This window comes from Micromonospora sp. NPDC000207 (assembly GCF_040300925.1).
Lineage (GTDB): Bacteria > Actinomycetota > Actinomycetes > Mycobacteriales > Micromonosporaceae > Micromonospora.
In genome coordinates this window covers 1-13,005 of sequence record NZ_JBEPEQ010000137.1, presented here as the reverse complement: position 1 = coordinate 13,005, position 13,005 = coordinate 1, and the positions used below count along the sequence as shown (strand labels likewise).

The window sequence follows — 13,005 nt, the reverse complement described above, 5'->3', positions numbered from 1 at the left end:
CCGGCGACGGGTACGGCCCGGGCCGCCGCTACCGTGGCGGTTCCCGGACCGGCCGGACCTCGGCCGGGCGGCCCCGACGCCGGGCCGGCCCGCCCGGACCCCCGGCCCGGTCCCGACCGCGACACCGGTCCGGGCGACCTGCCGGCGGGCGACGGACCGTCCGGGGATCCCGTCCACCGGGGCGACCCCGAGGGGAGCGGGGCCGACCCCGACGACGCCGACGAGCGCACCGAACCCCGACGGCGTTCGCCGAGCCGGCGGAGGTTGCGGTTGGCCGTGCTGACCTCGGTGATCGTGGTCATGCTCGGGGCGTTGCCGGCGTACTTCGGCGCGCGGGCGCTCACCGACGACCCGGTCTTCGACACGCTCGACGCGCTCGACGTGCCGGGGTGGGCGGCGACGCAGACCGTCGACGACGTCAGCGGGAGCCGCTGGTGCCTGCTCGACTGCCGACTGCGGGAACGCACCGCCGACTCCGAGCGCCCACCGGAGGAGACCGCCCAGGTCTACGAGCAGGCCCTGCTCCGCGACGGTTGGCGTCGGTGGGAGGTGGACCGCTGCCCGGACCAGGAGGAGAAGGGGACGTACACGTGCTGGCGGCGCGACGAACTCACCCTCGACCTCTGGGTACGCGTCCCGACCTGCGTGCCACCGCCGGTGGACGGCGAACCGGCGATCGTGCCCGTTCCGGAGCCCGGGGAGGAGCCGCCGGCCGAGTGCTCCGGGGCCTCGGTGACGTTGAAGGTGCGCAACGCGATCGACGACGACCGGACCCGCCCGCTGCCGAGCACGGATCCCTCACTGACCGGTGAGGACCCGTTCCCGACCCTGACCGACGACCCCCTCGGAGAGCTGACCCCCTCACCGTCGTGAGCGGGCATTCATCACTGACGGTAGGGTCTGGGGCTGGTGGGACGCTTGGTCCCACCGGCCCCGTGGGGCCTGCGCGGTCGCGACCGGTGACGGTGCCTGTACCGGTCGTGCACCCGGCGCGGCGTCGAGGCTCGACAATTCTGTCTGAGGAGGACATGCGTGGACTTTGGACAGGCCGCTGCCCTGGTCGCAGCCGGCGCGTTCCTGATGTTGGTGATCGTGCTGGCAGTGCCGATCCTGCGGTTGCGGCACACCGTGGACGCCGCGACCAGGATGATCACTGATCTCAACGAGCAGACCAGCCCGCTGCTGAGCGACGTCAACCTCACCGTCCGCAACGTGAACACCGCCCTGGAGCAGGTGCAGACCTCCCTGGACGGGGTCAACCTGCAGCTGGCGAAGGTCGACACCATGACCAGTCACGCCCAGAACGTCACCGCCAACGTGGCGAACCTTGCCACGGTGGTCTCCGCCGCCGCCGCGAACCCGCTGGTCAAGGTGGCTGCCTTCGGGTTCGGGGTCCGACGGGCCGCCTCCGCCCGCCGGCACGCCGAGAACGAGCGTGAGGTGCGCGACACCATCAAGCAGCAGCGGCGGGCCGCCAAGCGGGCGAACCGGAACTCCGGTGGCCGGGGCGCGGGTGAGCAGGCATGAAGCGGCTGTTCTGGCTGGGCATCGGGGTGGCCGTAGGGGTCCTGGTGGTCCGCAAGGCCACCCAGACCGCGCAGGCCTACACCCCGGCGGGTATCGCCAGTGGGTTGTCGGAATCCGCTGGCAACCTGGTCGAGTCGCTGCGTAGCTTCGTGGAGGACGTCCGGATCGGGATGGCCGAACGCGAGCAGGAGATCCACGAGGCGTTCGCCCGGGGTGAGGCGTTCGACGACCAGTTCGCCGAGCTGCGGGAGGACCCGCGGATCGGGGACGACAGGATCTTTCCCGAGGAGTACCCACGATGAAGACGGCGGAGATCAAGCGGCGGTTCCTGGCGCACTTCGAGGCCCATGGACATGCCGTGGTCCCGTCTGCTCCGCTGCCCGCGATCAGTGATCCGAACCTGTTGTTCATCAACGCCGGCATGGTGCAGTTCGTGCCGTACTTCCTCGGTCAGCAGACGCCGCCGTGGGCCCGGGCGACGAGTGTGCAGAAGTGCATCCGTACGCCGGACATCGACGAGGTCGGCAAGACCAGTCGGCACGGCACGTTCTTCCAGATGAACGGGAACTTCTCCTTCGGGGACTACTTCAAGGCGGGGGCGATCCCGCTCGCCTGGGAGCTGTCGACGAAGCCGGTCGCCGAGGGCGGCTTCGGCCTCGACCCGGAGCGGATCTGGCCGACGGTCTACCTCGACGACGACGAGGCGTACCAGATCTGGCGGGACACCGGGGTGCCGGCGGAGCGGATCGTCCGCCGGGGGAACAAGGACAACTACTGGTCGATGGGGATCCCCGGTCCCGGGGGTCCCTGCTCGGAGATGTTCTACGACAGGGGTCCGGCGTACGGCCGTGAGGGTGGACCCGAGGTCGACGAGGACCGGTACCTGGAGTTCTGGAACCTCGTGTTCATGCAGCACGAGATCACCGACGTGGTCGACAAGGAGACCTTCCGGATCGTCGGTGACCTGCCCAGGAAGAACATCGACACCGGGATGGGGCTGGAGCGGATCGCCTCCATCCTGCAGGGCGTCGACAACCTGTACGAGATCGACGAGGTCCGGCCCATCCTGGCCCGGGCCGCCGAGCTGACCGGCAAGCGGTACGGCGCGAACTCCGGCCAGGTGGCCGCCGAGTCGCACCCGGACGACGTCCGGCTGCGGGTGATCGCCGACCACGTCCGGACCGCCCTGATGCTGATCGGCGACGGGGTCACCCCGAGCAACGAGGGGCGCGGATACGTCCTGCGCCGGATCATGCGGCGGGCGATCCGGGCGATGCGGCTGCTGGGTTGGCAGGACCGGGCCCTGCCCGAGTTGCTGCCGGTGGCGCGGGACTGCATGTCCCCGTCGTACCCGGAGGTGGCGGTCGAGTTCGACCGGATCTCGCAGTACGCGTACGCGGAGGAGGACGCGTTCCTGTCGACGTTGCGCGCGGGGACGACGATCCTGGACACCGCCATCACCCAGACCAAGTCGGCGGGGAAGGCGGCGATCAGCGGGGACCAGGCGTTCCAGCTGCACGACACCTACGGCTTCCCGATCGACCTGACCCTGGAGATCGCGGCCGAGCAGGGGCTCCAGGTGGACGCCGAGGGCTTCCGTCGGCTGATGGCCGACCAGCGGTCCCGGGCGAAGGCCGACGCGGCGGCCCGCAAGACCGGGCACACCGACCTGTCGGCGTACCGGACGGTGCTGGACACCGGCGGCCCGGTGGAGTTCACCGGCTACACCGAGCTGACCCGGGAGTCCCGGGTCCGGGCGCTGCTCTCCGGTGGCGGCGAGGTCGCCGCGGCGGGCGAGGGGGAGACGGTCGAGCTGGTGCTCGACACCACCCCGTTCTACGCCGAGGGCGGCGGTCAGCAGCCCGACCAGGGGTTGATCACCATCGGGGGCGGGCAGGTCGAGGTCTTCGACGTGCAGCAGCCGGTGCCGGGGCTGGTCGTGCACCGGGCCCGGGTGGTCCGGGGCGAGGTCCGTGCCGGTGAGGCCGGGTACGCCGAGATCGACGTGACCCGGCGACGGGCGATCTCCCGGTCGCACACGGCGACGCACCTGGTGCACCAGACCATGCGCAACTTCCTCGGTGAGTCGGCGACCCAGGCCGGTTCGTTGAACGCCCCGGGTCGGCTCCGGTTCGACTTCAACACCCCGACCGGGGTGTCGCCGAGCGTCCTGACCGACGTGGAGCAGCAGGTCAACGAGGTGCTCCAGGCCGACCTGGAGGTGCACGCCTTCGTCACCACGCAGGAGGAGGCCCGCCGGATCGGTGCGATGGCGCTCTTCGGCGAGAAGTACGGCGAGCGGGTCCGGGTCGTCGAGGTCGGTGACTACGCCCGGGAGCTGTGCGGGGGCACCCACGTGTCCCGTTCCGCCCAGCTCGGCCTGGTGAAGATCCTCTCCGAGGCGTCCGTCGGTTCCGGGGTGCGCCGGATCGAGGCGCTCGTCGGGATGGACGCGTTCGGGTTCCTGGCCCGCGAGCACCTGCTGGTGGCGCGGCTGGCCGAGCTGTTCCGGGTGCCCGGCGACCAGGTCGCCGACCGGGTCGAGCAGACGGTCACCCAGTTGCGGGACGCCGAGAAGGAGCTGGAGAAGCTCCGGGCCCAGCTGGTCCTCGGCGGGGCGGCGGCCCTGGCCGGGCAGGCCCGCGACGTCCGGGGGGTGGCGTACGTCGGCACCGAGGCGCCCGAGGGGGCGGCCGGCAACGACGTGCGGACCCTGGCACAGGAGATCCGGGGTCGGATCGACGCGGCCCGACCGGCGGTGGTGGCCGTGGCGGCCCGTGCCGGCGGCAAGGCATCCCTGGTGGTGGCCGTGAACGGGGCGGCCCGCTCCCGTGGCCTGGCGGCGAACACCCTGGTCAAGGCGGCCTTCTCCGGCCGTGGCGGGGGTAGCCCCGACCTGGCCCAGGGCGGCGGCCTGCCGGCTGCGGAGGCCCCGAACCTGCTGCTCACCGTCGAGAAGGCGATCGCGGACACGTGATCTGGTCAACTGCCGTCGACCCGGGGTGCACGAGTGGATCTCCGCTCGTGTGGTCCGGGTCGACGTGTCGTGGGGGAGCCGAAGCGTGATCGGGGTACGACTGGGTGTGGACGTCGGTCAGGTGCGGGTCGGGGTGTCCCGATCCGACCCGCACGGGGTGCTCGCCACCCCGGTGGCGACCCTGGCGCGTGACCTCACCGCTGAGCCCGACGCCGTCCCGACCGACATGGCAGAGCTGAAACGCCTGGTCAGCGAGGTGGAGGCGGTGGAAGTGGTGATCGGGTTGCCGATCAACCTCGCCGGGAAGCACGGACCGGCTGCGGTGCACGTCAAGGCGTACGCGCAACGCCTGGCCGATGTGCTGGCACCCGTTCCGGTGGCGCTGACCGACGAGAGGATGTCGACCGTGGTCGCTTCTCGTAGGCTGTCTGAGCGTGGCGTGCGTGGTAAGCGCCAACGTGCGGTGGTCGACCAGGCCGCCGCGGTCGAGATTCTGCAGAGCTGGCTGGACGCGCAGCGGAGGCGGACTTCATGATCGACGATCTGGACCTCGGGTTCGATGAGCAGGAAAAGGGGGAGAAGGGCCGGCACCGGCGTGGCTTCGTCGAAAGACGCAAGAGCACCGGCAGGGGCAAGCGCAAGTCGGGCGGGGCGGGCAAGACCGTCATCGCCGGGCTGGTGGCGCTGCTGCTCCTCGGTGGTATCGGCGGAGGCGCGTTCTACGGCTTCGACCGGGTGTCGAACTACTTCACCACCCCCGACTACGACGGCGCCGGCACCGCCGAGGTGACCGTCGAGATCAAGCAGGGAGCGTTGATCGCCGACATGGCGAACGCCCTGCACGAGGCCGGTGTGGTCAAGAGCCCGAAGGCGTTCGTCAACGCTGCGGCGAGCAACTCCCGCAGCACGAACATCCAACCGGGGACGTACAAGGTCCGCAAGGAGATGAGCGGCGAGAGCGCCGTCACCGCCCTGCTCGACCTGAAGAACCGGATCGTCAACGGGCTCACCGTCCCCGAGGGGCGGACCGCCAAGGGCATCTTCAAGCTCCTCTCCGACCAGACCAAGATTCCGGTCAAGGAGTTCGAGGAGGCGGCGAAGGACCCGGAGGCGCTCGGCGTCCCGGAGTGGTGGTTCAAGCGCTCCGACGGCAAGAAGGTCGACAGGTCGATCGAGGGTTTCCTCTTCCCCGACACCTACGAGCTGCCGCCGAAGGCCTCCGCCGAGTCGATCCTCCAGACGATGGTCGACCACTTCCTCACCGTCACCGGCGAGCTGGACTTCGCCGACCGGGTGCAGCAGGAGCGTGGCGGGATCAGCCCGTACGAGGCTCTGATCGTGGCGTCTCTGGCCCAGGCCGAGGCGGGCACGAAGGAGGACCTCGGCAAGGTGGCACGGGTCGCCTACAACCGGGTGTACGGGGACTTCCCCTGCAACTGCCTGGAGATGGACGTCACCGTCAACTACTACTTCGAGTCGATCGGGCAGCAGGGCAAGACCTCCGCCCAGATGACCCAGTCCGACCTCGACAACCCGAAGAACCCGTACAACCGCAAGCTCAAGGGCCTGGTGCCCACCCCGATCAACAATCCGGGCAAGGAAGCTCTCGAAGGGGCGATGGATCCCCCGGAGGGCAAGTGGTACTTCTTCGTGGCCATCGACAAGGAGGGCAACTCGGCCTTCGCCGAGACGTACCAGGAACAGCTGAAGAACGAGGCGAAGGCCAGGGAGGCCGGGGTTCTCTGATGGTCGCCCCCCAGCGCCGGGCGGCGGTGATCGGCAAGCCGATCGCCCACTCCCTCTCCCCGGTGATCCACAACGCCGGGTACGCGGCGGCCGGGTTGACCGGCTGGTCGTACACCCGGATCGAGTGTGCCGAGGCCGAGGTCGCCGGCCTGGTCGCCGGCCTCGGCCCGGAGTGGGCCGGGTTGTCGGTGACCATGCCGGGCAAGGAGGCGGCGCTCGCGGTGGCCGACGAGTCCTCGCCGGTCGCCGCCGCCGTCGGTGCCGCGAACACTCTGGTACGCCGACCCGACGGCTCCTGGTACGCCGACAACACCGACGTCGCGGGGATGGTCGAGGTGCTCGTCGCAGCGGGGGTGACCCCGGGTGCCACGGTGACCGTCCTCGGTGCGGGGGGTACCGCACGGGCGGCCCTGGCAGCGGCGGCCCGTCTCGGGGCGACGGCGGTGACTGTGGTGGCCCGCCGGAGGTCGGCGATCGACGAACTCCGGCCGGTCGCCGATGCGCTCGGGCTGACAGTGGTCGGGGCCGGGTGGGACGCGGCCGCCCGGCACACCGACGTCGACGTGCTGGTCTCCACGGTGCCGAAGGGAGTGGTGGATCCGCTCGCCACCGTCCTGCCCTGGCGCACCGGGGCGGTCTGCTTCGACGCCCTCTACGACCCGTGGCCGACCCCGCTGGCCGCCGCCGCCGAGGCGGCCGGGTGCCGGATCGTCTCCGGGCTGGATCTCCTCCTCGCCCAGGCCGTCGGGCAGTTCGAGCAGTTCACCGGGGTGACCGCCCCGGTGGCGGCGATGGGTGCGGCACTGGCCGCCGCCCGTCGAGCCTTAACTGTGAGTTAAGACGCGCTTACGCGGCCTTGAGCTACTGATGTCGACGCCCGCTCCTGGCTAGGCTGCACTTCGTACCACTGTCGACACAGGGAGTGTTCTCGTGACCAGGCGCGGAGTTCACCGCCTCACCCGGTACGCCGGGTCGCGGCGCAGGGCCACCGTTTTCGGTGTCCTCAGTGTCGGCGTGGTGGCCGGCCTCGTGGCCACCATGATGCCGCTGCTGGCCGACGACGCAGCCGCCGCAGTGGTGGCGGTCGCCGACACCACCGCCACGACGGTGCCGCAGGACGGCGACAACGCCACCAAGACGACCCTGGCGACCTGCCCGGCCCCGTGCGACGGGAACCGGTTCGGCTCCCGGGACGCGATCGTCGGGTTCACCGTCAGCGGGGTCCCGGCCACGGCTGTCAACCTTCGGGCCACCCTCCGGGTGCACACCTGGCGGGACGCGACGGCCACCGTCACCGCGTACGCCTCCGATGTGGACGCCACCGCACGACGCCCGGCCCCGGAGCAGCTCGGTGCGGCGCTGGACCGGGTGTCCACGGTGGTCAAGGGCTTCAACGAGTGGGACGTCTCCGACCTGGTCCGGGGCAACGGCGACTGGACCGTGGCGTTGGCCCAGTCGGGGTTGGACACCCGGCTGTACTGGGCGTCCCGGGAGAACCGGGATCCCGGACTGCACCCGCGTCTGCTGATCAGCTACGACGTCGGCACGGGTACGCCGTCGGCCTCCCCGACCCCGAGCGCCGCCCCGACCACCCCGCCCACCCCGGCGGCCCCGAGCCCCTCTGTCGAGCCCTCGCTGTCACCGTCGCGCACCCCGTCGCCCGTACCCGCGACGACCGCCCCGCCTCCGCCCACCAAGACCCCCGACAGTGGCTCCGGTCGGTGTGGGACGGTGTCGGATCTGCTGGTGCCCTCCTGCGGCGCCTGGTGGGGGATGTACTCCCCGGCGTCGGCGGCCACCGGCTGGGACCACGGCAAGGCGGTCACCGACGTGGAGGACCAGGTCGGTCGGCGGTTCGACGTGGTGCACCGCTATCACGACTTCTCCAACGTGGGCAGCAACGGTGCGTTCCCCGACGCGTACCAGCAGGAGCAGATGCGTGAGGGCCGGATCCCCTTCTTCGCCTGGGAGTCCCGGATCTTCTCCTCGGGTACGGTGCTGACCTGGGCGGACGTCTACAGTGGTCGACACGATGGGACGATCGACGCGGTGGCGGGTCGGATCCGGGCCGTCGGGAGCCCGGTGTTCATGGGCTTCGACCACGAGCCGGAGGACGAGCCGGCCAAGGGCAGCGACGCCGACTTCGTCAGGGCCTGGCGGTACGTCCACGACCGCTTCGAGGCGGCCGGTGCGAACAACGCCGTCTGGGTGTGGGTGATGATGGGCTGGTCCGGCCACTACGACAGGTACGCCGGCCTCTACCCCGGTGACCGGTACGTCGACTGGGTGGGCTACGACCCGTACAACTTCCATGTCTGCAACGGCAGCACCGTGTGGAAGAGCCCGCACGACACGGTGGGCGGCTTCTACCGCTGGCTGGACGAGCACCGTCTCGGCGTGGGCAAGCCGAGGATGCTCGCCGAGTTCGGCACGAACCTGCACCCGGGCGACCCGAACGCGAAGCGCCGGTGGTTCGAGGAGTTCCCGGCGGCGCTCAAGGCGCACCCGAAGATCAAGGCGGCGATCTACTTCAACTCGGCCGGTATGACCCGCAAGGCCGGTGACTGCGACATGACGATGAACCACAACGCCTCGGCGGTGGCCGGCTTCGCCCAGGCGGGCCGGGACAGCTACCTGCGCCAGCCGACGCCGACCGTGAAACCGCGCTGACCGAACGGCACCGGGGGCGGGCGGATCATGACCGTTCGCCCCGGTGTCGGTAACCGGATTCGCCGACCGCCCAATCGGCGGATTTCCTTTTTCGCTCCACACGAGGGACGCTACCGGGGATCCTTCTCTCCCTCAGTTGGAGTCCAGCGTGCACCCTCCCTCGTTTCGCCGGCGAAACGCCGGATCTCGACGCGTCTCCGCGGCGCTGCTCACCCTGGCCGTCGGAGTCGCGGCGGTAGCCGCCGTACCCGGTCCGGCCGCTGCCGCCGTCGTGCCGGTCCCGGCACCCGCCACACTGGTCTCTGCCGACCCCGCGGACCAGACGCCGCACGCCCGCGACGGGGAGACCCGCGCGTTCGCCCAGGTCGGCAACACGGTCTTCGTGGGTGGCAGCTTCACCCAGATCCGCCGCACCGCCACTGCGGCCTGGACCACCCAGCGCTACCTGTTCGCCTACGACCGGACCACCGGGCAGATCTCGACGACCTTCCTGCCGGTGCTCGACGGTGCGGTGAACGCCCTGGTCGCCGGTCCCGGTGGGACGGTGATCGTCGGTGGTACGTTCCGCAACGTCAACGGGGTGGCCCGCCGGAATCTCGTCGCCCTCGACCCGAGCACCGGTGCGATCGTCGACAGTTGGGTCGGCCGGTCCGACGGCGGCACCGTGCGGGACCTGGTCCTGCACGGCGACGACCTCTACGTGGCGGGCGCGTTCAACTGGCTCAACGGCACCGCCCACAGTGGGTTGGCCCGGATCGACGCGGCCACCGGTGAGATCGACTCCACCTTCGACGTCAACGCCACCGTCGGACGTCACGACACCTCGTCCTACGTCTGGACGATCGACGTGTCGCCCGACGGGAACACCCTCGTCGTGGGTGGGAACTTCACGCTCCTCAACGGGCTGCCCCGCAACCAGATCGCGCTTGTCGACCTGACCGGGACGCCCAGCGTGATCGACTGGAGCTCGGAGAAGTTCGTGGCCCCGTGCGGGGCGCCGGAGACCTTCGTGCACTACGTGCAGGATGTTCGCTTCGGTGCCGACAGCAGCTGGTTCGTGGTCGGGACCAACGGCGGTTCGGGTTGGCCGGCGGCGTACTGCGACGCCCTGGTCCGGTTCGAGACCGCCGAGCGGGGCACCGGCCAGGTCGCCACCTGGGTCAACTACACCGGCAACGACACGATCACCTCGGTGGAGGTGGCCGACGGGGTGGTCTACCTCGGTGGGCACTTCCGGTGGCTGAACAACCCCAACGCCAGTGACCGGGCCGGTAACGGCGCTGTCGACCGGCTCGGGATCGGCGCTGTCAACCCGGCGAACGGGATGCCGTTGAACTGGAACCCGCGTCGGGCCGGTGGGTCGGCGCTGCCGTCCGGTGCGAGCAACTGGGGCTCGTCGGTCCCGGTGATCTGGCGGGGCTCGGACGGGCTCTACTTCGGTCACAACTCCGACGGCATGGGCAACGAGTACCACGGTCGGCTCGGCATGTTCCCGCTGGCCGGCGGTCGGACCGTGACCCCGCGCAACCCGTCCACCGCCGCCACCGGCAACCTGCACCTGCGTACCGCCGACGGCGTACTGGCGAAGGTTCCGTTCGACGGCTCCACCCTCGGCACCCCGGCCACCGTCAGCCAGCCCAACTGGACCGGTGCCGGTGCCACCTGGCAGGTCAGTGACCGGATCTACTGGTCGCGTGCGGTCTCCGGCACCACCACCGGGAGCCGGTTGGACATCTCGCTCTACAACGGCACCACCATCGGCGCCTCGTGGGAGGCCTCCGGCTACAACGCGTGGTACAACGTCGGCGCGTTGACCGGGGCGTTCTTCGTCGACGGTCGGCTCTACTACACCCGTACCGGTGCGAACGCGTTGTACTACAGGTACTTCGAGCCGGACGGCAACTACCTGGGTGCCACCGAGTTCACCGCCCCGACCACCGGAATGACCTGGTCGTCGGTGCGGGGGATGGCCTGGGTGGCTGGCAAGATCGTCTACGGGGCCACCGACGGTACGCTGCGCACGGTGCCGTTCGACCCCACCACCGCCCAGGTGGTGACGGGTTCGACAGCCACCGTCGTCGCCACCCCGTCGACCGGTCTGACCTGGTCGCAGCCGGCGATGTTCTTCTCTGTGCAATGAGAAGTCACCGATCGTGACTTTTTCTCGGTAAGTTGAACCACCGGGGGGCCGGCGACGCAGTCTCGTCGCCGGCCCTGCCACGAGTTGGGGAGGGTGCGGTGACCGGGGAGGCTCGACGGCGCAGAGGAGCCGTGCTGCGCGCGGTGTTCGCGCTACGACGGAGCTGGTACCGGTTGCGATACCCCCGGTTGACCCTGGGGCGGGACGTGGAGATCCGTGGGCGGATCCGGATGCGCCGAGGGGTCCGGGTCACCATCGGCGACCGGACCCGGATCAACAAGCTGGTCCGCTTCGCCGGGCCGGGCGAGGTGCGGGTGGGTGCCGACTGCCTGCTCAACGCCACCTGGATCGGCAGTTGGGTGTCGGTGACGGTGGGGGATCGCTGCCTGCTGTCCAACTGCGAGATGTTGGACAGCGACTTCCACAACCTGCCACCGCAGCTTCGCCACGAACCGGCCGGTCCCCAGACCGAGGGCCCGATCGTGGTGGGGGACAACGTCTGGATCGGCACCCACGCGCTCGTCCTCAAGGGAGTGCACATCGGTGACGACAGCGTCGTGGGCGCCGGTACGGTGGTCCGGTCCGACGTGCCCCCCCGAGTGGTCGTCGTCGGCAACCCTCAACAGACGGTGAAGAAGTTCCATGACTGAGTCCACCTCGCCCGGATGGTCGGCCGACCGCCCCACCGGCCAGCCCGACCGTACCGTCACCATCACCGACCTGCTGCGGATTCCGCTGCACCGGGTCCGCCTGGTCTCCGGTCTCGCCGCAGCCGGTCTCCTCGCCGCGCTGACCTTCGTCCTGCTGTCGCCGACCGCCGTGACCGCCAACGCGGTGGTGGCGGTCCGGCCGGTGGTGACCGACGCGTTCAGCCCGAGCGGGTCGAGCCCGGACCGGGCGGTGAACATGAACGTGGAGAGCGGTATCGCCACCGGCACCGACGTGATCAGCCGGATCGCCGACTCGATCGACAAGAGCCCCCGGGAGGTCCGCGACGCCCTGGAGGTGGAGATCCCCACCGGCGGGCAGATCCTGCGGTTCGTCTACCGGGCGCCCACCGCCGACGAGTCCGTCGACTCGGTGAACCTCGCCGCCCGTTCCTACCTGGACGTCCGGCGGGAGATGTACGAGCAGCAGCGCACCGAGATGCTGCGCTCCTACGACGAGAACATCGAGAAGGTCACCGTCCAGCAGCGGGCACTCCAACGCCGCATCGACAACGGGCAGGGCCGTCCCTCCGACGCGACGGTCAGTGAGCTGTCCGGCATCAACAACCAACTCGCCCAGCTCAGCGGGGCCCGCAGCGAGATCGCGGCGGTCGACGTCAACCCGGGTTGGGTGACGCAGAGCGCCGAGTTGGGGCTGGCCGCCCGCAGCGGCAACCAGCTGCTCCTGCTCCTGGCCGGTCTGCTCGGCGGCGGTCTGCTCGGCGTGGTGTCGGCGTACGGGTGGGAGTCCGTGGACCGGCGGATCCGCTCGGTCGCCGACGGTCGGGACGTCACCGGGCTGCCGCTGCTGGGCACCATCCGCCGCCGTCGGGTGCCCGGGCGCAACCAGCCCGTCGACGCCGACGTGCGCTACGTCGCCATGGCGATCGCCGCCCAGGTCCGGTCACCTGCCCGGGTGGTGGTGCTGACCGCCAGGGAGGATCCGACTGTCATCTCCGCCGGACTGGCGGTGGCGCTGGCCGCCGACGGTCGGCCGGTCTTCCTCGCCGACGACAGCGGACGGGCCGGCCGACTCCGGGAGGCGGTCCTCGCCGGCCGGACCCGGCTGCCGCTGGACCGCTCCGGCGGTGCCACGGAGACCGAGAGCGCGCCCGCCCAGGGGCGGTCCCGGATGGCGGTGCCCAAGCCGGCCGGGCAGGTGGTCAGGTCGAGCAACGCCCCGACCGCGACGATCCCCGCCGTGACCTCCGGCAAGGCGCAGCGGGCCGCCGGGTCGC

General features: G+C 70.7%; 11 protein-coding genes. All 11 read left to right on the top strand.

All coding sequences use genetic code 11. The features are described from left to right. Positions 1-264 precede the first annotated feature (264 nt). Positions 265-873: a hypothetical protein gene (locus ABT336_RS24385; RefSeq protein WP_350899431.1), complete on the top strand. Its 609-nt coding sequence runs from the start codon at positions 265-267 to the stop codon at positions 871-873. 159 nt (positions 874-1,032) lie between these two features. Next, a complete protein-coding gene (locus tag ABT336_RS24380; protein ID WP_350899430.1) occupies positions 1,033-1,527 on the top strand; it encodes a DUF948 domain-containing protein in 495 nt (164 codons plus the stop codon). Continuing rightward, positions 1,524-1,829 (top strand): hypothetical protein, encoded by a 306-nt coding sequence (locus ABT336_RS24375; RefSeq protein ID WP_350899428.1) that lies wholly within the window; start codon positions 1,524-1,526, stop codon positions 1,827-1,829. Before ABT336_RS24380 ends, ABT336_RS24375 begins: the two co-directional genes overlap by 4 nt. Beyond that, positions 1,826-4,504: an alanine--tRNA ligase gene (alaS, locus tag ABT336_RS24370; RefSeq protein WP_350899426.1), complete on the top strand. Its 2,679-nt coding sequence runs from the start codon at positions 1,826-1,828 to the stop codon at positions 4,502-4,504. The genes ABT336_RS24375 and alaS overlap by 4 nt, the downstream gene beginning before the upstream one ends. An 85-nt stretch (positions 4,505-4,589) precedes the next feature. Then, on the top strand, positions 4,590-5,039 hold the full coding sequence (ruvX, locus tag ABT336_RS24365; protein WP_350899424.1) for a Holliday junction resolvase RuvX: 450 nt from the start codon (positions 4,590-4,592) through the stop codon (positions 5,037-5,039). Beyond that, positions 5,036-6,250, top strand: coding sequence for an endolytic transglycosylase MltG (gene mltG / locus ABT336_RS24360; RefSeq protein WP_350899422.1), 1,215 nt, complete (start codon positions 5,036-5,038; stop codon positions 6,248-6,250). Before ruvX ends, mltG begins: the two co-directional genes overlap by 4 nt. Continuing rightward, the gene (locus tag ABT336_RS24355; RefSeq protein ID WP_350899420.1) at positions 6,250-7,089 is read left to right on the top strand and encodes a shikimate dehydrogenase; all 840 of its coding nucleotides are present in this window, start codon (positions 6,250-6,252) and stop codon (positions 7,087-7,089) included. Before mltG ends, ABT336_RS24355 begins: the two co-directional genes overlap by 1 nt. Positions 7,090-7,180: 91 nt before the next feature. Next, on the top strand, positions 7,181-8,920 hold the full coding sequence (locus ABT336_RS24350; protein ID WP_350899419.1) for a glycoside hydrolase: 1,740 nt from the start codon (positions 7,181-7,183) through the stop codon (positions 8,918-8,920). Between the two features lie 205 nt (positions 8,921-9,125). Next, a complete protein-coding gene (locus tag ABT336_RS24345; RefSeq protein WP_502891256.1) occupies positions 9,126-11,060 on the top strand; it encodes a hypothetical protein in 1,935 nt (644 codons plus the stop codon). A 98-nt stretch (positions 11,061-11,158) separates the two neighbouring features. Further along, complete coding sequence (locus ABT336_RS24340) at positions 11,159-11,710, top strand: acyltransferase (protein WP_350899415.1); 552 nt, start codon at positions 11,159-11,161, stop codon at positions 11,708-11,710. After that, positions 11,703-13,005 (top strand): YveK family protein (locus tag ABT336_RS24335; RefSeq protein WP_350899414.1); only part of this gene is annotated, 1,303 nt, incomplete at its 3' end. The genes ABT336_RS24340 and ABT336_RS24335, both read left to right, overlap by 8 nt.